This window comes from Citrobacter sp. Cpo091, from assembly GCF_030332645.1.
Classification (GTDB): domain Bacteria; phylum Pseudomonadota; class Gammaproteobacteria; order Enterobacterales; family Enterobacteriaceae; genus Citrobacter; species Citrobacter portucalensis.
On record NZ_JAOWHL010000034.1, the window covers coordinates 48,507 to 72,786 of the forward strand.

A 24,280-nucleotide genomic window follows, 5' to 3' on the forward strand; every position below is an offset into this window, starting at 1 on the left:
TCACCTCAGCTCAGCCCAAAAGAAGAGCCTAGACCCGTCACGGTATCGACGACACTTGCCATTGCAGGGTTGGCCTGTAAACGCGCCTGCAGCGAAATAGCGGTTAAAGCCATCAAGCGAGTAACTGAATTGACGCTTTCAACAACCTGGCGGCGGGTGGTCGCATTTAGCTGGACACCAGAAACCGCACTCGCAGCGACACGACCGATTTCTGCAGTGGCTTTCAGGACATACTGAGGAATTTTCTCTCGTGCGACTTCATTGGTCGGCACGCATGGCAAGCAATGAATCTGCGCCAGAAACCCATCAACCAGCGTTGAGTCCTCAGTGAGATCGGTCAGCAGCCATATGTCTGGAGCGGTGAGCTGATGCGGTTGCTCCGGGTTGAGCTTATTACGCAGGGTCTGAACGTTCATACCGGCACGTTCTGCCAGCTTCGCCATGTTGTGGCGCAGCGCGAAGGTCCGGCAGGCTTCATTGAAATGGGGATGTTTTGATATGCAATAGTCAAACATAGTCAGTTGCTCCGTGGAGTCTCAAAATGGAACTAGTTGATAGTCACGTTGCAATCAGAAAGGGCATCAACAGTCATAGCTGCGATGTTGATCATCACTTTTTCACGCTTTTTATCCTTACGTAAACGATGACGAACAAGCCTTCCGTCGGCGAGCATGTCGTTGATAGTGTCGATAGATAACCCTGTGAGTTCGCTGTATCTTTCGATAGTTACGTGGGGTGTGGTCAGAGTTATTGAAATGTTAGGTCTCATGGTGCAACATTCCCCGTTTAGTCATGATTAATCAGGATGAACACTGATCGTTTGCTTTTTGTGAACACCAGAAACATACGATCGCATCATGAAATCGTTAAGTAAAAAGTTCACTTGGAGTGACCATGAATTTGGAGAAAGGTGGCCGCGGTGCCATTGGGCGTATGGTTGAAGCGTATGGTTTCAAGACCAGACAAGCCTTATGTGACCATCTAGGAGTTTCAAAAAGCACGTTAGCAACGAGATATATGCGTGACTCATTTCCTGCTGAGTGGGTGATCCAGTGCGCTCTTGAAACTGGCGTCTCACTTAATTGGCTAACAAATGGTCAAGGTGACATCAGGAGTTCACAAAAAGACATCACCTCTGAGCTTCCTAAACAAGTACTGACTAACGGTAAATTACTGAACGATGGTTCTTATGTATTTGATAAAGATTTTCTTCCAAAGAATTTAGTTAGTCCCTTTGTCGTTGTGGAGGGAAACGTTGAGTTTATCTGTGATAGAAATTTCAGTGAAATTCGTGATGGGAAATGGATTGTGAGCATCGATGGCGAGGTTCTTATCAGGACATTAACCCGTCTTCCAAATGCTCGCATTATTGTCGAAGGTGGAAATCGAACATTTGAATGCTTGTTGACAGATATAAAAATAATAGCAAAAATAATTGTTACATGTTTAAAATAACTTTTATATTAAAACTCAATTTATAACTTAGCAAGCTCCATGAATTTAATTTAAAATAAAAGTTATTCAATGAGAGGCACAATGAAATTTTTAGAGTTTTCGGATGGTAGTCTAACTCAGCAGTGGCCCTTTAGGTTAGCACTAGGTATACCTGTATTCTGTGCACTAATACTATGCTTTCCGTTGTGGTTTAATCCATCAATAATTTTTAATCTAACACCTGAAGGCTATAGCAATTTCTTGGAATTATTTAAATTTCCTATAGGTGTTTTATCACTATCTATTCCCTTAGTTGCCATAGTCGCTCATATACAAAGAACAATACAAACCTCTAGTCAGATCGAAGCGACAAAAAAGAAAAATATTTCTGATAGTTTCTTTTCTCACCATAAGTTTATTACTGAAGCCCTAGGAAAGCTACCCAGTATGAAGGCAAAGGCTGGCGGTGAAAATTTTGAGTATAAAATTAACGACCCATATCTTGTGTATAATTACTTTTTTGAGAAATCTTCATATCAAGCAGGTATCATCACAGATGAATTAACATCTAAAGAAGTGTTTATTGGTTTAAAAATCAAAGAAATCAGCAAAATAATTTATGGATTCAATCAATCATCTTTTGCAACGCTCGAAGACGAATTATTTGCAATCCATAATTTAAATAATCACCTTAATAAAATATGCCACCATTTAGCCATTGTTATTCCTGAACAATCAAACAATAAGCTAATTATGTTTAAGTCTCAGGATGGTATTGTCAGTCTTGTTATGCCTTTCAACGACGAGGATGAATTAAAAAAGAAAATCCATAGCGTTCTTACACTTTGTCAGAAATCATTTTCTCTAATAAATCTTACCGTTGATGCTAATCCTTCAACAAGAATATATGCAGCTTCTAATAATGAAGACACTTATCATCTTAAGCATTTATTTAATTGTTCAGTTAATACTAAAATGCAGCCTCAATATGATAAATCCAATGCACATTCGGATCAATTAGAAAGTCAATATCTTCATTATTTGACTCTCTTACAATTATAATTGTATTACTTATCAAGAATCAAACATTGACCACTGTTCAAAAGTACAGTTAAATTTAGCCCTCAGACATGAGGGCTTTTTTATGGCAGTGCGAAAACTTGACACAGGAAAATGGATTTGCGAATGCTACCCCGCAGGGCGCACCGGGCGACGTGTGCGTAAGCAATTCGCCACCAAAGGTGAAGCATTGGCTTTTGAACGTCACACGATGGAAGAGACAGAGGCTAAGCCTTGGCTGGGTGAATCGGTAGATCGCCGAACTCTGAAAGACGTCGTTGAACTCTGGTTCAAACTGCACGGCAAATCCCTGACCGCTGGGAAGCATGTTTACGACAAGCTGATTTTGATGGTCGCTGCTCTCGGAAACCCTCTCGCAATAGATCTCAGCTCAAAATTATTCGCGCATTACCGCGACAAACGCCTTACGGGTGAAATCTATTTCAGTGAGAAGTGGAGGAAAGGTGCCAGCCCGGTAACAATCAACCTCGAACAAAGCTATCTGAGTGGCGTTTTTAGCGAGCTGGCACGACTCGGAGAATGGGCGGCACCGAACCCGCTGGAGAACATGCGTAAGTTCACGATTGCCGAAAAAGAAATGGCCTGGCTAACGCATGAGCAGATCACAGAGCTGCTATACGACTGCCAATGCCAAAGCACCCTGCTCGCTTTAGTCGTCAAGGTCTGCTTGAGTACCGGAGCACGCTGGCGCGAAGCGGTGAACCTCACTCGCTCCCAGGTCACAAAGTACCGAATCACGTTCGTCAGGACCAAAGGCAAAAAGAACCGAAGCATTCCGATTAGCAAAGAGCTTTACGAGGAAATCATTGCCCTAGACGGCTTCAAGTTCTTTACGGATTGCTACTTCCAGTTCTTGTCCGTGATGGAAAAAACCTCCATTGTGCTTCCGCGCGGCCAGCTTACCCACGTTCTGCGCCACACGTTTGCAGCGCACTTTATGATGTCGGGAGGAAACATACTTGCCCTGCAAAAGATCCTCGGTCACCACGACATAAAAATGACCATGCGTTACGCCCACCTGGCCCCTGATCATCTTGAAACAGCGCTTCGCTTTAATCCTTTAGCTACATTACCGGACAACATTCCATCGATGATTTGCCAATGACAATCTAATGCGCGCATGTATAATTCAGCCTAATCCCCCTTTAAATACCTCATTTAGGCAAGAAATCTGATGTCTCAGATCGTTCTTTTTCTACTCGCTATTGTGTTAATTATTGTTATTTGGCGTCTTATCGGACAACACAAGAAAACCTTGTTTCGTATTTCCTTAATTTTACTTTCTGTAGCTGTTCTGCTCATAGGCTCAGTTGCGGGCTGGCTCCAATACAGTGCATGGAAAGATAGCCAGCAGTATCAGAAAGATGTCGTGAGCTATTTTACTTCTTATGACAAATGGGCCGAAGAATCCAGAAAGGAGCATGACAACAACTATTACACGATGGATGTAATGGAAAGATATGCTGAAGACCTAGCGAATGCTCGCGGGCACTCATACTGGTATTCACAAAGGCCACTTACTTTAGGTACTGATGACTTTCCTGTGTTTGACGATACACTGACTATGACCTTAGCTGAACCTCTGGATGGCATAACTGAAATCAAGGTCAGCTATAATCGTGGCTTGAGCGGTGGTGTCGTTAGAGACTCAATAGAGGGAGGTTATCGCGGAGGTTTTCTGGTAACCCTACTCACTTTGGATATGACCAAGCGATGGAACCCTAATAAAAGTGCTTGGATACCAACCAAAGGCTAAAGGGAATTCGTAAAGTTACAACAAACAGTGGCGACAAAATGGCGGCAGCGGTTGGTATTACCCCGTAATCCCCACTCCTTACCACCAACCTAACTCGTTGATAATATTGCAAATCGCTGTTTTCACTAACCCATTTACATAAATGGGTTTTTTGTTGCCTGAAATTTGCGCTCATCGCCTTCCACCTCTGAAACTCCTCCCAAATTTGCAGCATGCCGGTTATGGCACATACTTTAAAACGGTGCTTTATCGGGGATGGGGGTTAGTCATGTTGCTTACTGGCAAAGTCGCAGTAATTTTTGGTGGCAGCGGGGCTATTGGTAGTGCGGTTGCGCAGGCCATGGCGCGCGAAGGAGCCCATATATGTCTGGGCGCTCGCAGCCAGGAAAAACTTGATCGGACGGCCAGTATTATCCGAACGGCAGGTGGTACAGTCGAAACCTTTATCACCGATGTACTCGACGAGCACAACGCATCGAAGGAAGTTACCCGCCTTGCGCAGCAAACTGGTGGAATAGATGTGGTGGTTAACGCAACGGGATTTATGCACGAACAGGGCAAACGCCTTGACGCATTATCCCTCTCTGAGTTTATGAGCGGTATAACCCCTTTCCTCTCGGCGCAGTTCAATATCGCTAAAGCCATAACGCCGCACATGGGCGGCAATCGTGCGGGCGTCATTCTCAGCGTTGTTGCCCCCGCGGCCCCGATGGCGATGCCTGGTCATCTGGGTCATATTGTTGGTTGTGCAGGAACAGGGGCTTTTATTAAAGCGTTCGCCAGCGAGGTAGGACCGGCAAATATCCGGGTCGTCGGCGTGCGCTCGCATGCGATTGTGGATGCTGTTGCAGCTGGCTCCTATACCGGAGAAATTTTCTCCGCCAAAGCACAGTCAATGGGTTTAACCGTCGATCAATGGTTAGGGGGGGCGGCGCAAAGTACCATGCTCGCGCGCCTGCCTACGCTTGCACAAATCGCTGAGGTCATGACCTTTCTTGCTTCAGACCATGCCAGCGCCATGACCGCGACGGTGGTGAATATTACCGGAGGCGCTACGCACAGCTGACTGTCGCGGGTATCCCTGCAATACGCTCCACCATCAGCAAGATATCTTCTCGCTGCAGCGGTTTTTTGTCCGTGACAAAATGCAGCGTCATTCCTTCAATAAACGCATCCAGCGCCCGCGCCGTAACCGGGTCAAACCACTGCTCCAGCGTTTGTTGGCTGCGTAGCATCCAGTTCTGCATCACCGTTTTCAACGCTGGTTTACGGCTGGCAAAAGCATACAGCTGATACATGAGCTCCATATTATCAGGCGTTGTGACCTGAGAGCCGTAAATCATATCGGTAATGGCATGGCAAGCCTGCGACGCATCCTTAACATCGGCAAAAAAGTCCTGATACTGCAGCATCATCCTGTCAGTAAAACGGCCAAATGCCTCCATCAAAAGCTCATCGATTCCCGAAAAGTAATAGGTCATAGAACCCAGTGGTACCTCGGCAATCATAGCGATTTTACGGTGTGTAACCCCATGAATACCATGGGCTATTACTGCATCCAGAGTCGCCTGAACTATTTTTTCCCGCCGCTGCGGATCGTTTGCACGTCGCACTACATTTCCTCTTCTTGCATTTGTGTACAAATGTACACAGTCTTGCTAATGTTGTCTCCTTCCCTCTTTTCTTTGGCTCGAATTCATGACTGGCATCTCATCACGCAAAGCCTTAAGACGTCGCACCTGGGCGCTGTTCACGTTCTTCTTTTTACCAGGATTATTAATGGCCTCCTGGGCAACGCGTACCCCTGCCATCAGAGATATCCTCTCCATCTCCACTGCCGAAATGGGTGCGGTGTTGTTTGGGCTCTCTATTGGTTCGATGAGTGGCATACTTTGTTCGGCCTGGCTGGTGAAACGATTTGGCACGCGTAAGGTGATCCGCACCACCATGTCTTGTGCCGTTCTCGGAATGGCGATCCTCAGCGTAGCGCTCTGGCTACATTCCGCATGGCTTTTCGCGTTTGGCCTGAGCGTATTTGGCGCCAGCTTTGGCGCGGCAGAAGTTGCCATCAACGTCGAAGGTGCGGCAGTTGAGCGCGAAATGAACAAAACCGTGCTGCCGATGATGCACGGTTTTTACAGCCTGGGAACGTTGGCAGGGGCTGGAGTTGGAATGATGCTTACAGCCTTCAGCGTCCCGGCTACCGCGCATATTCTTTTGGCTGCAATGGTTGCTATCACACCTATTTTCATCGCCATCAAAGCTATTCCTGACGGCACGGGCAAAAATGCCGCTGACGGTTCTCACTCCGGTGAAAAAGGACTGCCTTTTTATCGTGATATCCAGCTATTGCTGATCGGCGTTGTAGTGCTGGCGATGGCATTTGCTGAAGGTTCCGCCAACGACTGGCTTCCACTGTTAATGGTGGACGGACATGGATTTAGCCCGACATCAGGCTCGCTGATTTATGCTGGTTTTACGCTGGGTATGACCGTTGGGCGATTTACCGGTGGCTGGTTCATCGACCGTTACAGCCGCGTTGCGGTGGTGCGCGCCAGTGCGCTGATGGGCGCTCTCGGGATTAGCCTAATTATTTTTGTCGACAGCTCCTGGGTGGCCGGTGTGTCCGTTATTCTGTGGGGACTCGGCGCATCGCTCGGTTTCCCGCTGACCATTTCAGCTGCCAGCGACACCGGCCCCGATGCACCGACCCGCGTCAGCGTCGTGGCGACCACCGGTTACCTGGCGTTCCTTGTTGGACCGCCGCTGCTGGGCTATCTGGGTGAACACTATGGCCTGCGCAGCGCTATGTTAGTGGTGCTGGCGCTGGTGCTTGTCGCCGCCGTCGTCGCGAAAGCGGTAGCGAAACCGGATCTCAAAAATACTACGGTGATGGAGAACAGCTAATGAGTATCAAATTAATTGCGGTCGACATGGACGGCACATTTTTAAGCGACCAAAAAACCTATAACCGTGAGCGCTTTATGGCGCAATACCGCCAGATGAAAGAACAAGGGATCCGCTTTGTGGTCGCCAGCGGCAACCAATATTATCAGTTGATTTCCTTTTTCCCCGAACTGGCCAATGAGATCTCATTTGTCGCCGAAAACGGCGGTTGGGTGGTCAGTGAAGGAGAAGATGTCTTTAACGGCGAACTAGCTAAAGACGATTTCCATGCCATCGTAGATCATCTGCTGACCCGCGCCGATATCGACATTATTGCCTGTGGTAAAAACAGCGCCTATACGTTGAAACAGTACAGCGATGAGCATAAGAACGTTTCCGCCATGTACTATCATCGTCTCGAATTTGTAGATAATTTTGACAATCTTAACGACGTTTTCTTCAAGTTCGGGCTGAATATTTCCGACGACCGAATTCCACAGGTACAGTCCGATCTCCACGAGGCGATTGGCGATATTATGGTACCGGTGCATACCGGCTACGGCAGCATCGACTTAATAATACCCGGCGTGCATAAGGCTAACGGTCTGCGCCTGCTGCAACAACGCTGGAATATTAACGACGACGAGGTTGTTGTGTTTGGCGATGGCGGAAATGATATTGAGATGCTGCGTCAGGCGGGATTTAGTTTCGCAATGGCCAACGCTCACGAACCGGTTGTCCAGGCGGCAAAATATCGTGCAGGCTCGAACAACGAAGAGGGCGTGCTGGATGTTATCGACCGCGTGTTAAAGAATGAAGCACCGTTTACGCATTAACGGCTCAGCACAGACGGCAACAAAATGATGGCATGATCTATTCATAATCCGCCTCAAATTAACCCGCTGGATTATTACTTCCAGTGAATATTTCAGGCGAGCGGATCATGAAGAAAAGTGTACTGATGGCGACATTGTTGCTGGGCTTTGCGGGGACAACATTTGCACAGAGCGTTACCGTTGATGTCCCCAGCGGTTATAAAGTGGTGGTAGTGCCCTCTTCCGTCAGCGTCCCGCAGGCGGTCAGCGTAACGACCGCACCACAAACGGTATATGTTGCTCCAGCGCCTGCTCCGGCCCCAGTCTATCGCGCACATCCTTATGCGCGACATGTGGCAAGCGTCGGTGAAGGGATGGTTATCGAACATCAGATTGACGACCACCACTAAGTTGTCGCCAGGCCCAGACAACCGTAATACTAGTCAGTTAAGATCTTTGGTGAGCGGTAGGCCGGATAAGGCGTTTACGCCGCCATCCGGCAATTTGCTACAGGCCGCCGGATGGCGCTTCGCTTATCCGGCCTACAGCGTGATTCTATTATCAACATAATGATGAATTTATCGGCGTCATTATGCTTATCTGCGCTGGATTGCGGACAACCGGGCCTTAACCTTCCCGGGAATTCCCTACCCGTTTATCTTTCAGGAAGATAACCATCAAAATCAGCCACAGTACGCCGCTTGCCAGATTGAACAGGCTGAACAAGCCGTTCCCTCCCAGCAGATACGCGTGTTTGCTCAGCTCAATACCGACGGTAAAAATCAGCATCTGCAACATACCCATTGCGGCAGAAACGGTCCCCTTACTCATTTCGCTGGCAAACAGCGTCAGGCGCACCAGCCCCGCATTCGCCACGCCAATGCCAAACGCATAGATACTCAAACCTGCCGTCATCCATAGATATGCATGAGATGACACTACCGTGGCCGCAGCAGCAATAATCAGGCCAACGGCGATTGGCCAGCCGCCCATGATAATTAGCGAACGCACGGTTTTTCGCGAAGTCAGACGCGCCAGCACCAGGTTACCGGCAATCAACGCGCCAAAAATCGGCACCTGCAACAGACCATATTCGTAGCTGCTGAGATGTTCACCACTGATGATAATAATCGGGGACTGCGCAATCCACGCCAGTAACGGCAGGCTGACAAAACCCAACGCCAGTGCGCCTGCAACGAAGCGCACGTTCCTCAGCACCAGCTTATAATCCTTGCCCAGCTCTTTAATGGACAGCTTTTCACCAAGCCGGGTTGCCGTTTCCGGCATCGCGCGTTGCAGACCAAAAAAGGAGATGGCCGCCAGAGCAGCAAACAGGATAAACATCCCTTCCCACGGCAGAACATGTACCCAGGCTGCGCCTACCAACGGACCCAGCAGTGGCGCAATCAGCGCCACGTTTGCCATCAGCGCGGTAATTTTTATGCAGACCGCTTCTTCAAAGGATTCCTGAATGGCGGCGTAACCCACCGCACCAATAAAGCACAGGCTTATCCCCTGCAAAAAACGCAGGAAGGTAAATTGCTCAATATTCTGTGCAAGCAGGGTTGCAAGGCAGGTAACGATGAACCAGATCACACCGGTTAACATTACCGGACGACGACCAATACGGTCCGACAGCGGTCCTAACAACCACTGCAAAAACATGCCGCCTGCCAGATAGGCGGTCATGGACGTAGGTACCCAATCTAATCCGGCGTTATATTGCGCCACCACCGCCAACATTCCGGGCTGGATCATATCGTTGCCGATATAAGTGGAGAATTCGTAAAGCACCAGACAGAGCGGGAAAAGTAATGCCTGACGCCCCAAACGGACGCCTGAAGATAAACGGTTCTGCATGCAATCTCTTAACTATAGAAAAATCGCGCAAAGTGTAATAAATGCGCCGTACTGGTGATAGTGAATTATGTGATTTGAAAGCAAAATGCGCACATTTTTACACTCATTTGCTCAAGAACATTTTGCTTTAAGGTTAATTTAAGTTGAGACCGTTATCATGCTCAATAAATCTCATTAATTGTCTTAAAAATCGTCATTTAACAGGCAAATAAGACAAGACCGCTTTTTATCCCGTGAAAGCAATTTTATGCTCTCCCAAAATGGGTCTTTTTAACGATTACACTGAGTCTGGACGTTATGCTGGAAAATCTGAACAATTCGCTTTTTTACCTGATCAATGCAACACCCGACTCTGCGCAATGGGCAATTTCGCTCGCCATTTTCATTGCCAAAGATCTGATCAGCATTGTGCCGCTGTTAGCCGTTGTGCTCTGGCTTTGGGGACCTCGTGGTCAGGTTTCGCTCCAGCGCCAGTTGGTCATCAAAATGGCCATTGCGTTGGTAGTCGGTCTGACGATTTCTTGGCTGATGGGGCGTCTTTTCCCCCACGATCGTCCGTTCGTTAACCACATCGGCTATAACTTCCTGCACCATGCGGCAGATGACTCTTTCCCGAGCGACCACGGTACGGTTATCTTTACCTTTGCTCTGGCCTTCCTGTTCTGGCATCGCTTGTGGACGGGTGCTCTGCTGATGGTTGTCGCCGTGGCGATTGCCTGGTCACGAGTTTACCTTGGCGTTCACTGGCCGCTGGATATGCTGGGCGGATTACTGGCCGGGTTGATCGGTTGCCTGAGCGCCCAGATGATCTGGCAACGGTTCGGCACAAGCTTGTACCTCGGCTTGCAGACGTGCTATCGCACCTGCTTCGCTCTCCCCATCCGTAAAGGTTGGGTACGTGACTAACCCGCGGTAAAAAGAGTAGTATTAAGCGCGAAACTGAGCACTTATTCTATTCTCCAGGGGAACTATGGAAACTCGACGCGACGAGCGTATTGGTCAATTACTGCAGGCGCTGAAACGCAGCGATAAATTACACCTCAAAGAAGCCGCGACGTTGCTGGGCGTATCTGAGATGACCATTCGTCGCGACCTGAATAATCATGATGCTCCCGTCGTGCTGCTCGGGGGCTATATTGTTCTGGAACCCCGCAGCGCTAACCACTATTTAATCAGCGATCAAAAATCCCGTCTGGTTGATGAAAAGCGTCGCGCTGCCCAGCAGGCGGCGAGTCTCGTGCAGGCGCATCAGACCATCTTTTTCGATTGCGGTACGACCACGCCGTGGATCATTGAAGCGATCGACAATGAACTGCCCTTCACCGCAATCTGCTACTCGTTGAATACGTTTCTGGTGCTGCAGGAAAAACCGCAGTGCCGCGTCATTCTGTGTGGTGGTGAATTCCATGCCAGTAACGCGATTTTTAAACCGCTCGATTTCCAGGAAACGCTGAACAACCTCTGTCCGGATATCGCCTTTTATTCCGCAGCAGGTGTTCACATCGAAAAAGGCGCGACCTGTTTTAATCTGGAAGAACTGCCGGTGAAGCACTGGGCGATGTCGATGGCGCAGCATCACGTTTTGGTGGTCGATCACAGCAAGTTTGGCAAGGTGCGACCTGCGAGGATGGGGGAATTAAAACGCTTTGATACCATCATCAGCGACAGCCGTCCTGACGAGGCATTTGTTGAGTACGCTAAAGCACAACGTATCACGCTGAAGTACTAACAGATACTGCCGGACGGCGATTGCGCCATCCGGCAATAGATAAGATTAAGAGAACCAACCACCAAACCACTGGTGGAATTTCATCATCACAAAGTCCCACATGCGGCTAAAGAAACCACCCTCTTCCACATCTTCCATCACCATCAACGGACGCTGCTCAATGGATTTTCCGTTCAACTGGAAGTCGATAGTGCCCACAACCTGACCTTTCTTCAGCGGTGCAGTTAGCTGTGGTTCAGTCAGGGTAAAGCTGGCCTTCAGGTTTTTGAGCTGGCCACGCGGAATGGTCACAGAACCCCCTTCTCCGGCGCCCAGATTCACTTCACTCTTATCGCCAAACCAGACGCGCTGGGTGACGAAAGTCGCATCCGGCTTGATCGGCGTAACGGTTTCAAAGAAACGGAAACCCCAGGTCAGCAATTTTTCTGACTCATTGAAACGAATGCGGTCGGTTTTTGCTCCCAGCACCACGGAGATCAGGCGCATATCGCCCTGGGTCGCAGAGGCCACCAGGTTGTATCCCGCCCCGGCAGTGGTCCCGGTTTTCATACCGTCCACGTTCAGGTTGGTGCTCCACAACAGACGGTTGCGGTTCGGCTGGCGGATTTTATTGAAGGTAAATTCTTTCTCTTTGTGAATAGCGTACTCTTCCGGCACATCGTGGATTAACGCCTTCCCGAGCAACGCCATATCACGCGCGGTACTGAACTGTCCTGCCGCATCCAGGCCGTGTACCGTCTGGAAAGTCGTGTTGGTCAGCCCCAGTTTTTTTGCATAGCCGTTCATCAGACCAATAAAGGATTCCTGACTGCCGGCAACGTAATCAGCGAGTGCAATACAGGCATCGTTACCTGACTGAATGATAACGCCTTTATTCAGATCGGACACCGCAACCTGATCGCCGGGCTTGAGGAACATGACCGACGAACCGCGCAGGGCTGGATTACCGGTCGCCCAGGCGTCTTTGCCCACGGTGACCATGTCGTTGAGGTTAATTTTCCCGGCCTTCAGCGCCTGCCCAACCACATAGCTGGTCATGATTTTGGTCAGACTGGCAGGGTCCAGTTTCTCATCAGCATTACCTTCAGCCAGCACCTTACCACTGGCGTAATCCATCAGAATCCACGCACGCGCGTCCACGCTCGGCGGGGCCGTCGGTTGCTCCGCCGCCTGTACGGTCGGTGCCAAAAGGATTAAGAGTGCAGAACCTGCAGCAAAGCTGCGAAGTGAAGAGAAGTATTGCGTCATAAATGCCACCCGAGTATCCATTCCAAAAAACCACGTCATACCACACCGTGTTTACACAAAACCGGCCAAGCGACCTCGACCAACCCATGCAGAAAAAGTCTGATGGATGACGTGTAAAATAAGTGCGGTGAGTAATAACGCACTAACGAGCTTAAAGAAACCGTAAGTTGGTAAAGTTTTTAAAGTTTATGCAATAACGCCGCGCTGCGCTGCTCCTGGCACGATTTTTTTAGACTTTGTTGCGTAAATATTAGGTTTACCCCACCATGTGAGCTAGTCAGATGGCATCTGCAGCCATAAAGCTGCTCAATTAATTTGCGGGGTTACTATGATTACACTGTGGGGTCGCAATAACTCGACCAACGTAAAAAAAGTATTGTGGACGCTCGAGGAACTGGAACTGCCGTATAACCAAATTCTGGCGGGCGGACAGCATGGCGGTAACCGCGATGCCGACTATCTGGCACTGAACCCGAACGGACTGGTTCCGCTGCTACGCGATGATGAAACAGACGTTGTTCTGTGGGAATCCAATACCATTGTCCGCTATCTGGCCGCTCAGTACGGACAAAAACGTTTGTGGATTGACGCCCCGGCCGCGCGCGCCGTCGGTGAAAAATGGATGGACTGGGCAAATCAGACGCTAAGCCCTGCGCATCGGGTTATCTTATTTGGTCTGGTCAGAACACCTGCCGATCAGCGCGATATGGCGGCCATTGAGGCAAGTAAGCAAGTTTGCGAGAACCTGTTTGCCATTCTGGATAACGCGCTGGCAGACCAGCCATGGTTCTCCGGCGCTGAATTTGGCACCGCGGATATCGCTGTTGCACCGTTCATCTATAACCTGTTCAACGTTGGTCTGAGCTGGACCCCGCGCCCGCATCTGGAACGCTGGTATCAACAACTGACCGAGCGCCCGGCGTTTCAAAAAATCGTGATGATCCCGGTCAGCTAACCAAATCAGGGACTCACTTTCAGTAATTCCCCGTCGGACTCGTCGGTTAGCACGTACAAATAACCGTCTGGTCCGACGCGCACATCACGGATCCGCTGCCCCCTTTCCTGCAACAGACGACCATCCTCAGTGATCGTATTCCCTTTAACGCTCAGCACGATCACTTCTTTATCTTTCAACGCGCCGATGAACAACTTCTGCCGCCACTGCGGGAAGGTATCGCTATTGTAAAAAGCCATTCCACTAACCGCCGGCGACTTTTCCCAGTAAAAGATGGGTTGTTCCGTGCCTGCAACAATTTGACCTTTTGCTTCGGGAATTTTCAAACCACTGTAGTTAACACCCCAGGTCGCGATAGGCCAGCCGTAGTTTTTCCCTTTCTCGGGGATATTGATTTCATCGCCTCCGCGTGGACCATGCTCATTGAGCCACAGCACATCACTCCACGGATTCATCGCCATCCCCTGTGGGTTGCGGATGCCATACGACCAAATCTCTGCCCGCGCTCCCGCCATGTTCACAAACGGATTATCCGGCGGAATTTTTCCCTCGTCGGTCAGTCGGACTAATTTACCCTGCAATTTATCCAGGTCCTGGGCGGTAGCGCGTTGATTATTCTCCCCCAGGCCAATAAACAGATAACCGTTACCATCAAATACCAGACGTCCACCAAAATGGTTCCCGGTGGAAAGCTTTGGCTGTTGGCGAAAAACGGTCTGAAATCCTTGCAGATGTTTGAGATCGTCACTCAATCGCCCGTAGCCTACCGCGGTGCCCGCTTTGCCTTCGCGGTCGGCTTCAGCGAAGCTTAGCCATACCCGGCGAGATTGTGCAAAATCCGGTGCTAACGCCACATCAAGCAGTCCTCCCTGACCATTTGCCCAAACTTTGGGTACGCCGGTCAGCGGGTCGGAAAGCCCTTTATCAGGCTGCCAGAGTCGAAGCTGTCCACCTTTGAGCGTAATGAGCATACCGCGGTTATCGGGTAAAAAAGCCAGTGACCATGGGTGATCGAGTTTAGTTTGCAGCACTTCCACTTTTACCGCGGCGGCATAAGTGGAAAATAGCGCAAGTGGAATAGCACAGAGAAAGAGTCGACGCATAACACCTCCTTAATGGCTCTGCATAAAGCGTAGCCAGCAAGGGGAATTATCCCGCTACATTTACATAATCTTGACGAAAAGGGGGAGCGCCCTCCCCCTGATTCAGACGTGTTCCAGCGTTGGGTAAGATTGCAAACTCTGGATACTTAGCGTCAGCGTTGTCAGGCAGTTTTCCAGTTTCTCTGCGTTAACGGCGATAAACGTTGGACAATCGTGATGTCCACTCATAAGACAAACAGCGGCGGCGGCTAACGCCCCTTCAGCACGATGAAGGGCATTCCACTCTTCCTGATCAAGATGCATACCGTGAAGCTGTGATTGCTCGTGCAATTCGCGATTCAGTGCAAAAAAAACATCACGCAGGCGATCGCTCTCGCTAACTGACATGTAGCCTTTCGCTTTTCTCAACTGCAGATAAGCGGCAAGTTCGATACGGGCGTTTATCAATTTGTTGAGAAGATCGGTTCTCAGTCTGTCAACAACCATACTTTGTTCCTCCTCTTTCCAACTATGGTGCAACTTAATAGTATGGTTGTTTTTTGAACAAATAGATGTCCTACATCAATAAAGCCCAATTGATTAACATAATTTACAATGTTACAACTTCATCCGGTACGCTTATCGAAAGCGCCCAGTGTCTGACTCGCCTGACTTTTTTTGCTATACCTGATGTGGTTACTGCCATGGTGTTGATGATGAGGGGTCTATGTCGAAAGCAAATGATGCAGAAAAGATACGCACACTATCAAAAATAGATCTCAATCTGCTGACCATTTTCTGTTTGATCTATAGCGTGGGTAGCATTTCCAGAGTCGCTGACATGCTGAACATCTCACCTTCCGCCGTCAGCCAGTCATTAAGAAAACTGCGCGAAATGATGGGTGATAATCTTTTTGTCCGTAGCGGGAATGCACTGTTACCGACAGTCTATTCTGATGAACTGTATGATAATACAATCCCAATTATCGATAAGCTATCAACGCTGATGCCGCTTTCCACGCCTGCCGCCAAAAAAAGGTTAACGCTTTATACGGAGTCTTTTATTTCCCCTATCGTTATTCCAGATGTCACCGCCAGAATAATCGAGACTGACGCCGATATCAGCCTCCTGCACCTTACCGCCGACCTGAATGAACAGAGTATTATTGAACTGCTGAATATGCGTCAGGCAGATGCCGTTTTTTCTACCTTTGCCGTAGAGTCAGCAAGTCTTTCATGCCAGAAAATATGCGATATGCGCCTGGTACTGGCGGCCTCGCAGAATAATTCTTTATATGGTAACACCATCAGTGAAGCGCAATTCAGAAACGCTAACCTGGTCGGTTACAATACTAAGAATGAGAAAATCATTTATCATCGCAGTATTGTGGATAAAAAATTTAGAACCGGAGAACGCTGCCTGCTTACCTCATCGTTTACGGCGATTCTGACGATTGTGTCCAATACCCATTGTTTAGGGGTGATCCCGGAAAAGGTATTTGAAACACACGCTCACCTGTATGGACTAAAAAAAATAAACACTCCGTTTCCCTTGCCACAATTTAGCGTGTTTGCCTCATCGCGCAAAGAAAGCAATACCCACAAAATCCTCTCACCTATTCTGGCTGATTTGCAAACAGCCTCCCTGTTATGAAAACCAGAGAGGCTGAGCGTTAGAAATACTGGCTACACGCGTATTTTTGCTATGCGCCAGATATGGTCGGCATATTCCTGAACCGTTCTGTCCGACGAGAAATACCCCATGTTAGCAATATTATGCATGGTTTTTGTCGTCCACTCCCGGGGAGTACGATACAACTCGTCCACCGCATCCTGACAATCTACATAGCTGCGATAATCTGCCAATACCTGATAGTAGTCGCCGAAGTTAATCAATGAATCCAACACGTCTCTATAACGCCCTGGCTCCTGCGGACTGAGCACCCCTGTACCGATTTGCGTCAGCACCTGATGAAGTTCCTCATCCTTTTCAAAGATGTGCCTCGGGTCATAGCCATCACGTCGCAGAGTTTCAACCTGATTAGCCGTATTGCCAAAGATAAAGATGTTATCTTCCCCAACGTATTCGCGCATTTCGATATTCGCACCGTCGAGCGTACCGATAGTGAGCGCACCATTCATACCGAATTTCATATTGCTGGTCCCGGAGGCTTCCGTCCCGGCCAGGGAAATTTGCTCTGACAGATCGGCTGCCGGAATAATTAGCTGAGCGAGACTGACGCTGTAATCCGGAATAAATACTACTTTCAGTTTGCCGCCAATCTGCGGATCGTTATTGACTAACTGCGCCACATCGTTAATCAAGCGAATAATTTGTTTTGCCATGTGATAAGAGGAGGCCGCTTTTCCGGCAAAGATATTCACTCGCGGTACCCAGTTGGCATCCGGCGCGGCTTTAATCCGGTTATAGCGTGTAATAACGTGGAGCACATTCATGAGTTGCCGCTTGTACTCGTGGATGCGTTTCACCTGCACATCAAACAGCGCATCAGGATTCACCACCACGCCATAGTGGGTGGCAATATGGTGCGCCAGCCGCTGCTTATTTTCACGTTTCGCACGATGCACAGCCTCATTCACCGACGGATAATCTATAAACTGCTTCAGCTCGCCCAACTGCATTAATTTAGTCCGCCAGCTGTCACCGATATTTTCGTCCAGCACTTTGGCAAGCGGTGGATTCGCCAGCGCCAGCCAACGACGCGCAGTCACACCATTGGTTACGTTGGTGAAACGCAAGGGAAATATACGCGCGAAGTCTGCAAACAGTGATTCGGTCATCAGTTTTGAATGCAATGCCGACACGCCGTTTACCTTATGACTGACAACTACCGCCAGCCAGGCCATACGCACCACACGACCATTGGACTCATCAATTAACGACACACGTTTTAGCAGATCGCTGTCATTACGATAACGTTCCTGTAAGGTCTTCAGAAAACGATCGTTAATCTCAAAAATAATCTGCAAATGGCGCGGCAAAATTCGACTTAGCATTTCTACTGGCCAGGTCTCCAGCGCCTCACTCATCAACGTATGGTTGGTATAAGAAAAAATCTGACAGGTCACGTCAAACGCGTTATCCCAACTAAACTGATGATGATCAATCAATAAACGCATCAACTCAGGGATCGCCAGTACCGGATGCGTATCATTAAGGTGAATCGCAATTTTATCGGCCAGATTGTCGTAAGTTTTGTGCAACTGATAATGACGACTCAGAATATCCTGGATCGTCGCCGAGGCCAGGAAATAGGCCTGGCGTAAACGCAATTCACGCCCCGCATCGGTGGAATCATCAGGGTACAAAACCCGCGAGATACGATCGAAGTGGTATTTGTTTTCCACTTCAGTAGCAAAGTCGGCCTGCTGATTCAGTTTGCCCGCATTAACTTCGCTATTCACCTGCACGTTCCACAAGCGTAACGTATTAGTCGTGTCCGTCGCATAACCTGGAATAATTTGATCATGTGCCACAGCCAGAATATCCTCGGTTTCAAGCCAGCGGGTTTTATTCCCTTCCTGTTGAACACGCCCGCCAAAACGTACTTTATAATGCGTATTATGACGTTTGAACTCCCAGGGATTACCGTATTCCAGCCAATAATCGAGCGACTCTTTTTGTACACCGTTAACGATATTTTGTTTGAACATACCGTAGTTATAACGAATACCGTATCCACATCCCGGCAACCCAAGCGTTGCCAGTGAATCAAGGAAGCAGGCCGCCAGACGACCGAGACCACCATTACCTAACCCGGGATCGTTTTCTTCGTCAATCAGTTCTTCCAGTTCAAGCCCCATTGCCTCCAGCGCGCTTCTGACTTCGTCATAAATACCTAAAGAGAGCAACGCATTGGATAGCGTACGACCAATTAAAAATTCCATCGACAGATAATATACCTGACGCGCATCCTGAGAGAATTGCGCCCGATTAGAACGGTGCCAGCGCTCGACCATCCGATCGCGTACCGCATATAACGTCGCATTAAGCCACTCCCGTTTCGTGGCGATTGCGGGATCTTTGCCAATAGTGAATAAAAGTTTATTAGCAATATCATCTCTAAGTTTATCAACATCAGAGTCCGTGGCGACTGGAAGTGGCGAAATATACATATTAACGTTACCTTTCAAATTTTGTAGGATGGTAATAGACAGGTGAATTATTTAAAGTTTGGGTACGTGAGCGTTAGCTTTTTGTCGAATATTTTCATGACTGGCGATGAACGTTAATTCTGTCATTAATACACGCCAACTTAAGCCTGTGGCAAGTGAGATATAATATAAACTCACACCATTAGCATAAAGAGTTTTAGCCATTTCAAGTTTCGACTTCAAAACAATATCTTTCAAATTTAACCTCATTAGTAACGCTCGACGAGATAAAATTTACGATAATGACTGTCTATAGCCAAGAAGCGGCACTTAAAGCCGGAATTAGACTCACTAAACACCTTTCACTAACCGATCTACTCTTTATAGGTATCGCTCTTTATTCTCTCCGTCTTATGCTGATCAGATATAGATGTACCGTGAAGGCATCTGTATAATCCCCCGATTACGAGCAATGTACAGTATAAGAAAATGGCAAAAATTGGTTTTATATCACTAGGTTGTCCGAAAAACCTCGTCGATTCTGAGCGCATCCTGACCGAACTTCGTACCGAAGGCTATGATGTTGTGCCAAGCTACGACGACGCGGATATGGTTATCGTTAATACCTGCGGCTTTATCGACAGTGCGGTTCAGGAGTCCCTGGAAGCAATTGGCGAAGCGCTGAACGAGAACGGTAAGGTGATCGTCACCGGCTGTCTGGGCGCGAAAGTCGATCAGATCCGTGAAGTCCACCCGAAGGTGCTGGAAATCACCGGACCGCATAGCTATGAACAGGTTCTGGAGCACGTTCACCACTATGTGCCAAAACCAAAACACAACCCGTTCCAGAGTCTGGTTCCTGAGCAGGGAGTCAAGCTGACTCCTCGTCATTACGCCTATCTGAAGATTTCCGAGGGTTGTAACCACCGCTGCACGTTCTGCATTATTCCATCCATGCGCGGCGATCTGGTGAGCCGTCCGATTGGCGACGTCCTTAGCGAAGCCAAGCGTCTGGTCGATGCGGGCGTGAAAGAGATTCTGGTAATTTCTCAGGATACCTCAGCGTACGGTGTAGATGTGAAGCATCGTACCGGTTTCCATAACGGCGAGCCGGTCAAAACCAGCATGGTTGATCTGTGCGAACAGTTATCAAAACTGGGGATCTGGACGCGCCTGCATTACGTCTACCCTTACCCACACGTTGATGATGTGATCCCGCTGATGGCGGAAGGCAAAATCCTGCCGTATCTGGACATCCCGTTACAGCATGCCAGCCCGCGTATTCTTAAACTGATGAAACGCCCGGGCTCCGTGGACAGACAGCTGGCGCGCATCAAGCAGTGGCGTGAAGTCTGCCCTGAACTGACGTTGCGATCCACTTTCATTGTTGGTTTCCCGGGTGAAACGGAAGAAGACTTCCAGATGTTGCTCGACTTCCTGAAGGAAGCGCGTCTGGATCGCGTGGGCTGCTTTAAATACAGCCCGGTAGAAGGCGCTGGCGCTAATGACCTGCCGGATCAAATCCCGGAAGAGGTGAAAGAAGAACGCTGGAACCGCTTTATGCAATTGCAGCAGCAGATCTCTGCTGAACGTTTGCAAGAGAAAGTGGGCCGCGAGATTCTGGTTATCGTTGATGAAGTTGACGAAGAAGGCGCAATTGGTCGTAGCATGGCTGATGCTCCAGAAATCGACGGCGCGGTATACCTGAATGGTGAAACCAAGGTGAAACCTGGCGATATCATCCGCGTGAAGGTCGAAAACGCAGATGAATACGATCTGTGGGGCACCCGCGTTTAATTAGCGTAACCCAACGTAGGCCGGATAAGGCATTTATGCCGCATCCGGCAATGCCTGATGGCGACGCTGAAGCGTCTTATCAGGCCTACGGTTTATCCTTTTATCTTCGGGTCCAGCGCGTCGCGCAGACCATCTCCCAGTAAGTTAAACGCCAGTACCGTCAGGAATATCGCTACCGCCGGGAAAATCGCCACGTGCGGCGCGATCACCATATCAGCGCGCGCTTCATTAAGCATTGCCCCCCACTCCGGCGTCGGCGGCTGTGCGCCTAATCCCAGAAATGACAGGCTTGCGGCAGAGATGATCGACGTGCCAATTCGCATGGTAAAAAAGACCACGATCGATGAGACCGTTCCAGGCAGAATATGGTTGAAGATGATGGTCGCATCGCTGGCACCAATACTGCGCGCAGACTCAATAAACGTCTGTTGCTTCAGCACCAGCGTATTCCCGCGCACCAGGCGCGCGAAGGCTGGAATGGAGAAAATGGCCACGGCAATGATCACGTTAGCGATTCCGCTGCCCAGCACGGCGACCACGGCTATCGCCAGCAATATCCCCGGAAAGGCGAACAGCACATCGCAGATTCGCATGATCAGTCGATCCCACCAGCCTTCGTAGTACCCCGCCAACAGACCCAGTACCGTACCAATCGCCGCGCCAATAAATACGGCAAAGACTCCTGCCGCCAGCGAGATTTGCGCACCAACCAGCACGCGGCTAAAGATATCCCGTCCCAGTGAGTCAACGCCAAACCAGTGCAGCATCGACGGCCCATCATTCAAACGGTCATAATCGAAGTAATTCTCGGCATCAAATGGCGTCAGCCAGCGGGCAAAAATCGCTACCATGATCAGGAGCAATACAAACAGCCCAGCGACCATCGCCATGTGCTGTCGACGGAACCGACGCCAGAACTCATGCCACGGTGTGCGTATCTGCTCTGGCTTAACAAGGGGCATCGCATTTAAAATCGCCTGTCGGCGCCAGTTAAAAAATCGCATCCTTACTTGTACCTGATAGCCGGATTAATGGCAGCGTAGAGCACATCCACCACTAAGTTAATAAGAATAAATTCCAGAGAAAACAACAGCACCTCGGCCTGAATCACCGGGTAGTCGCGCATTTCGACGGAGTCCACCAACAGTCGCCCAAGCCCGGGCCAGTTGAACACCTTCTCAACCACGATTGATCCACCAAGCAAAAAGCCAAACTGTAGTCCCATCATGGTGACCACCGGGATCATCGCATTACGCAGACCATGTTTTAACACCACCCAGGTTTCACTCACCCCTTTAGCCCGCGCGGTGCGCATATAATCTTCGCTAAGCACATCAACAAACGAGGCGCGAGTAAATCGGGCTAACACCGCAGCCACCGCCGCGCCCAGCGTAATAGACGGGAGGATGTAGTGAAGCCAGGTGTCTGCGCCCACGGTAGGCAACCAACCGAGTTCAACGGAGAATATCTGCATCAGCAGCATGCCAAGCGCAAACGCCGGGAACGAGATCCCGGTGACCGCCAGCGTCATGCTTAATCTGTCCGGCCAGCGATTTCGCCATACGGCAGCAATGATCCCCGCCGTCATACCAAACAATACCGCCCACGCCATACTGGCAATAGTCAGCCATAGTGATGGCATAAAACGACTGGCTATCTCTTCAGAAACCGGGCGACGAGAAACCATCGAGGTGCCAAAATCGCCTTGCAACACGTTGGTCATGTAATGCCAGAACTGAACATGCAGCGGCTGGTCAAGACCCAGCTGCTTGCGCACCAGTTCAATAACCTCGGCGTCAGCTTCCGGTCCGGCAATCAGCCGGGCCGGATCGCCGGGTAGCAGGTGAACAAATAAAAATACCAGCACCGCAACAATCAACAGAGTTGGAATCAACCCCAGCAGGCGCTTGAAAACATAGTTAAGCATCAGGCTCCCTTCGTCGGCCCCTGGGCTGCGGGGCCGAATGCATAGCTTATTTTAAATCCGCATCATCAAAACTAAATCCGGTATCCGGCATAATCCAGAACCCGGTCAACCGGGTACTGTGCGCCGAAATCAGTTTTTCCACCACCAGCGGGATCCACGGCGATTCTTTCCAGATAATATCCTGCGCGTCTTTGTACAGCTTCGCTTTCTGCGCCGGATCGTTAGTTTGCAACGCTGCCGCTAAATCACTGTCCACCTGCTTATTGCTGTAGAACGCCGTATTAAACAAAGTTGGCGGCCAGTTTTGTGATGCAAACAGCGGTGACAGCGCCCAGTCAGCTTCGCCCGTAGACGCCGACCAGCCGGTGTAGAACATCCGTACCCCACTCTCTTTCTGCGCTTTCCCTTCAACTTCCGCGGCGCGCTGACCGGCATCCATCGCTGTTACCTGAGCCTTAATGCCCACCTGTGCCAGCTGCTGCTGGGTAAATTGCAGCACTTTCTGCGCGGTACTGTGGTTATGCGAAGACCATAGCGTAGTGGTAAAACCGTTCGGATAACCTGCTTCTTTTAGCAGTTCGCGCGCTTTCGCCGGGTCGTAGGGCCACGGCGTATAGCTTTGCGCATAGGCTATCGACGGGGGGAGAACGCCGGTTGCCGGCGTCGCGTAACCAGCAAAAGCCACTTTCACCAGCGCCTGGCGGTTGATGGCATAATTCAGCGCTTCACGCACCTTCGGGTTGTCGAACGGTTTTTGCGTGACGTTCATGCTGATGTAACGCTGCATAATAGACGGACTGGCCACCAGTTCCAGGTTTTTGTTCTTCGCCAGTAACGCCGCCTGCTCGTAAGGGATTGGGAAGGCAAACTGCGCTTCCCCAGTTTGCAGCATGGCCGCACGCGTGTTGTTGTCGGTCACCGGACGCCAGGTAATCGTATCCAGCTTTGGCAGCCCTTGCTGCCAGTAGCCCGCGAACTTCTTAACCTTCACAAAATCCGTCTGATTCCAGGTATCAAGCTGGTACGGCCCGGTCCCCACAGGATGGAAACCGATCTCCTTACCGTATTTCTCCAGCGCGGCGGGAGAAATCATCGCCGTTGCCGGGTGCGCCAGAATATTGATAAAGGCAGAGAACGGCTGTTTCAGCGTAATCTTCACCGTCGACGGATCGACGACTTCGGTTTTATCGATATTCTTATACAGGTTGTAACGTTTCAGATGGTTTTCCGGGTTACTGGCCCGATCGAGGTTAGCTTTTACCGCATCGGCATTGAAGTCAGTTCCATCCTGAAACTTCACGCCCTGGCGCAGCTTAAGGGTATAGGTCAGCCCATCATCAGAAACCGTATAACTCTCCGCGAGCACATTTTTCAGTTTCATCTCTTTATCAAGGCCAAACAACCCCTGATAAAACGACTTCGCTACCGCCTGCGACAACGTGTCATTCGCGTCATAGGGGTCGAGCGTCGTGAAATTGGACCCCACGGCTACCACTACATCTTTGGCGGCCCAGCCAGGCGATGCGGCCAGTGCAGAGACCACTCCCACAGCAACCAGCCATTTTCGAGCAACAATTTTTGTCATGTTATTCTCC

Annotated in this window: 25 protein-coding genes; 13 read left to right on the plus strand and 12 right to left on the minus strand. The window is 49.6% G+C overall.

The features are described 5' to 3' along the window. Positions 1 to 5: 5 nt before the first annotated feature. Together OGY04_RS10880 and OGY04_RS10885 are read right to left on the minus strand one after the other, a co-directional pair. Positions 6 to 515 (minus strand): phage regulatory CII family protein, encoded by a 510-nt coding sequence (locus tag OGY04_RS10880; protein WP_286585286.1) that lies wholly within the window; start codon positions 513 to 515, stop codon positions 6 to 8. A gap of 32 nt (positions 516 to 547) precedes the next feature. Next, positions 548 to 769 carry a regulator gene (locus OGY04_RS10885; protein WP_286585287.1) on the minus strand — a complete coding sequence of 74 codons (222 nt, stop codon included), beginning with the start codon at positions 767 to 769 and terminating at the stop codon, positions 548 to 550. Positions 770 to 894: 125 nt separating this feature from the next. Between OGY04_RS10885 and OGY04_RS10890 the strand changes: the two genes are divergently transcribed. From OGY04_RS10890 to OGY04_RS10910, 5 genes are all read left to right on the plus strand, one after another. Beyond that, positions 895 to 1,455: a phage repressor protein CI gene (locus OGY04_RS10890; protein WP_286585288.1), complete on the plus strand. Its 561-nt coding sequence runs from the start codon at positions 895 to 897 to the stop codon at positions 1,453 to 1,455. Positions 1,456 to 1,536: 81 nt separating this feature from the next. Continuing rightward, positions 1,537 to 2,496 carry a hypothetical protein gene (locus OGY04_RS10895; protein ID WP_286585289.1) on the plus strand — a complete coding sequence of 320 codons (960 nt, stop codon included), beginning with the start codon at positions 1,537 to 1,539 and terminating at the stop codon, positions 2,494 to 2,496. Positions 2,497 to 2,578: 82 nt separating this feature from the next. Next, positions 2,579 to 3,619 (plus strand): phage integrase, encoded by a 1,041-nt coding sequence (locus tag OGY04_RS10900; protein WP_286585290.1) that lies wholly within the window; start codon positions 2,579 to 2,581, stop codon positions 3,617 to 3,619. Between the two features lie 69 nt (positions 3,620 to 3,688). Continuing rightward, entirely contained in the window at positions 3,689 to 4,270 is a 582-nt protein-coding gene (locus tag OGY04_RS10905; RefSeq protein ID WP_286585291.1) for a hypothetical protein, read from the plus strand. 268 nt (positions 4,271 to 4,538) lie between these two features. Continuing rightward, positions 4,539 to 5,336 carry an SDR family NAD(P)-dependent oxidoreductase gene (locus tag OGY04_RS10910; protein ID WP_286585292.1) on the plus strand — a complete coding sequence of 266 codons (798 nt, stop codon included), beginning with the start codon at positions 4,539 to 4,541 and terminating at the stop codon, positions 5,334 to 5,336. On the opposite strand, the gene OGY04_RS10915 is transcribed toward OGY04_RS10910, so the two are convergent. Then, on the minus strand, positions 5,323 to 5,883 hold the full coding sequence (locus tag OGY04_RS10915) for a TetR/AcrR family transcriptional regulator (RefSeq protein WP_003831648.1): 561 nt from the start codon (positions 5,881 to 5,883) through the stop codon (positions 5,323 to 5,325). The two genes, OGY04_RS10910 and OGY04_RS10915, sit on opposite strands and share 14 nt — an antisense overlap. Before the next feature lie 85 nt (positions 5,884 to 5,968). Between OGY04_RS10915 and OGY04_RS10920 the strand changes: the two genes are divergently transcribed. The 3 genes from OGY04_RS10920 (at position 5,969) to OGY04_RS10930 (ending at position 8,381) form a co-directional block, all read left to right on the plus strand. Continuing rightward, the gene (locus tag OGY04_RS10920; protein WP_008784238.1) at positions 5,969 to 7,177 is read left to right on the plus strand and encodes an MFS transporter; all 1,209 of its coding nucleotides are present in this window, start codon (positions 5,969 to 5,971) and stop codon (positions 7,175 to 7,177) included. Beyond that, positions 7,177 to 7,992, plus strand: a complete 816-nt coding sequence (locus OGY04_RS10925; RefSeq protein ID WP_286585293.1) for a Cof-type HAD-IIB family hydrolase — start codon at positions 7,177 to 7,179, stop codon at positions 7,990 to 7,992. The genes OGY04_RS10920 and OGY04_RS10925 overlap by 1 nt, the downstream gene beginning before the upstream one ends. Positions 7,993 to 8,099: 107 nt before the next feature. Beyond that, complete coding sequence (locus tag OGY04_RS10930; protein WP_003831642.1) at positions 8,100 to 8,381, plus strand: hypothetical protein; 282 nt, start codon at positions 8,100 to 8,102, stop codon at positions 8,379 to 8,381. A 217-nt stretch (positions 8,382 to 8,598) separates the two neighbouring features. Here the strand turns inward: OGY04_RS10930 and OGY04_RS10935 are convergent, their stop codons facing one another. Continuing rightward, positions 8,599 to 9,831, minus strand: coding sequence for an MFS transporter (locus OGY04_RS10935; RefSeq protein ID WP_008784235.1), 1,233 nt, complete (start codon positions 9,829 to 9,831; stop codon positions 8,599 to 8,601). 297 nt (positions 9,832 to 10,128) lie between these two features. Between OGY04_RS10935 and ybjG the strand changes: the two genes are divergently transcribed. Beyond that, positions 10,129 to 10,737 carry an undecaprenyl-diphosphate phosphatase gene (ybjG, locus tag OGY04_RS10940; protein ID WP_286585294.1) on the plus strand — a complete coding sequence of 203 codons (609 nt, stop codon included), beginning with the start codon at positions 10,129 to 10,131 and terminating at the stop codon, positions 10,735 to 10,737. A 64-nt stretch (positions 10,738 to 10,801) separates the two neighbouring features. Further along, positions 10,802 to 11,560, plus strand: coding sequence for a DNA-binding transcriptional repressor DeoR (gene deoR, locus OGY04_RS10945; RefSeq protein WP_032942805.1), 759 nt, complete (start codon positions 10,802 to 10,804; stop codon positions 11,558 to 11,560). 45 nt (positions 11,561 to 11,605) lie between these two features. On the opposite strand, the gene dacC is transcribed toward deoR, so the two are convergent. After that, complete coding sequence (dacC, locus tag OGY04_RS10950) at positions 11,606 to 12,808, minus strand: serine-type D-Ala-D-Ala carboxypeptidase (protein ID WP_020996521.1); 1,203 nt, start codon at positions 12,806 to 12,808, stop codon at positions 11,606 to 11,608. 328 nt (positions 12,809 to 13,136) lie between these two features. On the opposite strand from dacC, the gene OGY04_RS10955 reads away from it, so the two are divergent. Continuing rightward, positions 13,137 to 13,763, plus strand: coding sequence for a glutathione S-transferase family protein (locus tag OGY04_RS10955; protein ID WP_032942804.1), 627 nt, complete (start codon positions 13,137 to 13,139; stop codon positions 13,761 to 13,763). 5 nt (positions 13,764 to 13,768) lie between these two features. Here OGY04_RS10955 and OGY04_RS10960 read toward each other — a convergent pair whose 3' ends face one another. Both OGY04_RS10960 and bssR read right to left on the minus strand, forming a co-directional pair. Next, positions 13,769 to 14,866 carry a PQQ-dependent sugar dehydrogenase gene (locus OGY04_RS10960; protein WP_286585295.1) on the minus strand — a complete coding sequence of 366 codons (1,098 nt, stop codon included), beginning with the start codon at positions 14,864 to 14,866 and terminating at the stop codon, positions 13,769 to 13,771. 102 nt (positions 14,867 to 14,968) lie between these two features. Beyond that, positions 14,969 to 15,352, minus strand: a complete 384-nt coding sequence (gene bssR / locus OGY04_RS10965) for a biofilm formation regulator BssR (RefSeq protein WP_008784229.1) — start codon at positions 15,350 to 15,352, stop codon at positions 14,969 to 14,971. A gap of 220 nt (positions 15,353 to 15,572) precedes the next feature. Between bssR and OGY04_RS10970 the strand changes: the two genes are divergently transcribed. Then, positions 15,573 to 16,499: a LysR family transcriptional regulator gene (locus OGY04_RS10970; RefSeq protein WP_071445063.1), complete on the plus strand. Its 927-nt coding sequence runs from the start codon at positions 15,573 to 15,575 to the stop codon at positions 16,497 to 16,499. Positions 16,500 to 16,531: 32 nt separating this feature from the next. On the opposite strand, the gene glgP is transcribed toward OGY04_RS10970, so the two are convergent. Together glgP and OGY04_RS10980 are read right to left on the minus strand one after the other, a co-directional pair. Then, a complete protein-coding gene (gene glgP / locus OGY04_RS10975) occupies positions 16,532 to 18,982 on the minus strand; it encodes a glycogen phosphorylase (protein ID WP_286585296.1) in 2,451 nt (816 codons plus the stop codon). A gap of 51 nt (positions 18,983 to 19,033) precedes the next feature. Next, on the minus strand, positions 19,034 to 19,219 hold the full coding sequence (locus OGY04_RS10980; protein WP_223240755.1) for a glycine cleavage system protein T: 186 nt from the start codon (positions 19,217 to 19,219) through the stop codon (positions 19,034 to 19,036). Between the two features lie 231 nt (positions 19,220 to 19,450). Here OGY04_RS10980 and rimO point away from each other — a divergent pair, with 231 nt between their 5' ends. Continuing rightward, entirely contained in the window at positions 19,451 to 20,758 is a 1,308-nt protein-coding gene (gene rimO / locus OGY04_RS10985; RefSeq protein WP_204191432.1) for a 30S ribosomal protein S12 methylthiotransferase RimO, read from the plus strand. A gap of 92 nt (positions 20,759 to 20,850) precedes the next feature. Here rimO and gsiD read toward each other — a convergent pair whose 3' ends face one another. From gsiD to gsiB, 3 genes are read right to left on the minus strand one after another with little or no spacing between them, the layout of a single operon-like run. Then, positions 20,851 to 21,762, minus strand: a complete 912-nt coding sequence (gene gsiD, locus OGY04_RS10990; RefSeq protein WP_003831612.1) for a glutathione ABC transporter permease GsiD — start codon at positions 21,760 to 21,762, stop codon at positions 20,851 to 20,853. Between the two features lie 2 nt (positions 21,763 to 21,764). After that, positions 21,765 to 22,685, minus strand: coding sequence for a glutathione ABC transporter permease GsiC (gene gsiC / locus OGY04_RS10995; protein ID WP_032942797.1), 921 nt, complete (start codon positions 22,683 to 22,685; stop codon positions 21,765 to 21,767). A gap of 46 nt (positions 22,686 to 22,731) precedes the next feature. Next, complete coding sequence (gsiB, locus tag OGY04_RS11000; RefSeq protein ID WP_191226233.1) at positions 22,732 to 24,270, minus strand: glutathione ABC transporter substrate-binding protein GsiB; 1,539 nt, start codon at positions 24,268 to 24,270, stop codon at positions 22,732 to 22,734. Positions 24,271 to 24,280 lie beyond the last annotated feature (10 nt).

Bases quoted from the DNA above. Each gene is read 5' to 3' on its own strand.
- OGY04_RS10880 (WP_286585286.1), bottom strand. From the start codon at position 515: ATGTTTGACTATTGCATATCAAAACATCCCCATTTCAATGAAGCCTGC.
- OGY04_RS10885 (WP_286585287.1), bottom strand. From the start codon at position 769: ATGAGACCTAACATTTCAATAACTCTGACCACACCCCACGTAACTATC.
- OGY04_RS10890 (WP_286585288.1), top strand. From the start codon at position 895: ATGAATTTGGAGAAAGGTGGCCGCGGTGCCATTGGGCGTATGGTTGAA.
- OGY04_RS10895 (WP_286585289.1), top strand. From the start codon at position 1,537: ATGAAATTTTTAGAGTTTTCGGATGGTAGTCTAACTCAGCAGTGGCCC.
- OGY04_RS10900 (WP_286585290.1), top strand. From the start codon at position 2,579: ATGGCAGTGCGAAAACTTGACACAGGAAAATGGATTTGCGAATGCTAC.
- OGY04_RS10905 (WP_286585291.1), top strand. From the start codon at position 3,689: ATGTCTCAGATCGTTCTTTTTCTACTCGCTATTGTGTTAATTATTGTT.
- OGY04_RS10910 (WP_286585292.1), top strand. From the start codon at position 4,539: ATGTTGCTTACTGGCAAAGTCGCAGTAATTTTTGGTGGCAGCGGGGCT.
- OGY04_RS10920 (WP_008784238.1), top strand. From the start codon at position 5,969: ATGACTGGCATCTCATCACGCAAAGCCTTAAGACGTCGCACCTGGGCG.
- OGY04_RS10925 (WP_286585293.1), top strand. From the start codon at position 7,177: ATGAGTATCAAATTAATTGCGGTCGACATGGACGGCACATTTTTAAGC.
- OGY04_RS10930 (WP_003831642.1), top strand. From the start codon at position 8,100: ATGAAGAAAAGTGTACTGATGGCGACATTGTTGCTGGGCTTTGCGGGG.
- OGY04_RS10935 (WP_008784235.1), bottom strand. From the start codon at position 9,831: ATGCAGAACCGTTTATCTTCAGGCGTCCGTTTGGGGCGTCAGGCATTA.
- ybjG (WP_286585294.1), top strand. From the start codon at position 10,129: ATGCTGGAAAATCTGAACAATTCGCTTTTTTACCTGATCAATGCAACA.
- deoR (WP_032942805.1), top strand. From the start codon at position 10,802: ATGGAAACTCGACGCGACGAGCGTATTGGTCAATTACTGCAGGCGCTG.
- dacC (WP_020996521.1), bottom strand. From the start codon at position 12,808: ATGACGCAATACTTCTCTTCACTTCGCAGCTTTGCTGCAGGTTCTGCA.
- OGY04_RS10955 (WP_032942804.1), top strand. From the start codon at position 13,137: ATGATTACACTGTGGGGTCGCAATAACTCGACCAACGTAAAAAAAGTA.
- OGY04_RS10960 (WP_286585295.1), bottom strand. From the start codon at position 14,866: ATGCGTCGACTCTTTCTCTGTGCTATTCCACTTGCGCTATTTTCCACT.
- bssR (WP_008784229.1), bottom strand. From the start codon at position 15,352: ATGGTTGTTGACAGACTGAGAACCGATCTTCTCAACAAATTGATAAAC.
- OGY04_RS10970 (WP_071445063.1), top strand. From the start codon at position 15,573: ATGTCGAAAGCAAATGATGCAGAAAAGATACGCACACTATCAAAAATA.
- glgP (WP_286585296.1), bottom strand. From the start codon at position 18,982: ATGTATATTTCGCCACTTCCAGTCGCCACGGACTCTGATGTTGATAAA.
- rimO (WP_204191432.1), top strand. From the start codon at position 19,451: ATGGCAAAAATTGGTTTTATATCACTAGGTTGTCCGAAAAACCTCGTC.
- gsiD (WP_003831612.1), bottom strand. From the start codon at position 21,762: ATGCGATTTTTTAACTGGCGCCGACAGGCGATTTTAAATGCGATGCCC.
- gsiC (WP_032942797.1), bottom strand. From the start codon at position 22,685: ATGCTTAACTATGTTTTCAAGCGCCTGCTGGGGTTGATTCCAACTCTG.
- gsiB (WP_191226233.1), bottom strand. From the start codon at position 24,270: ATGACAAAAATTGTTGCTCGAAAATGGCTGGTTGCTGTGGGAGTGGTC.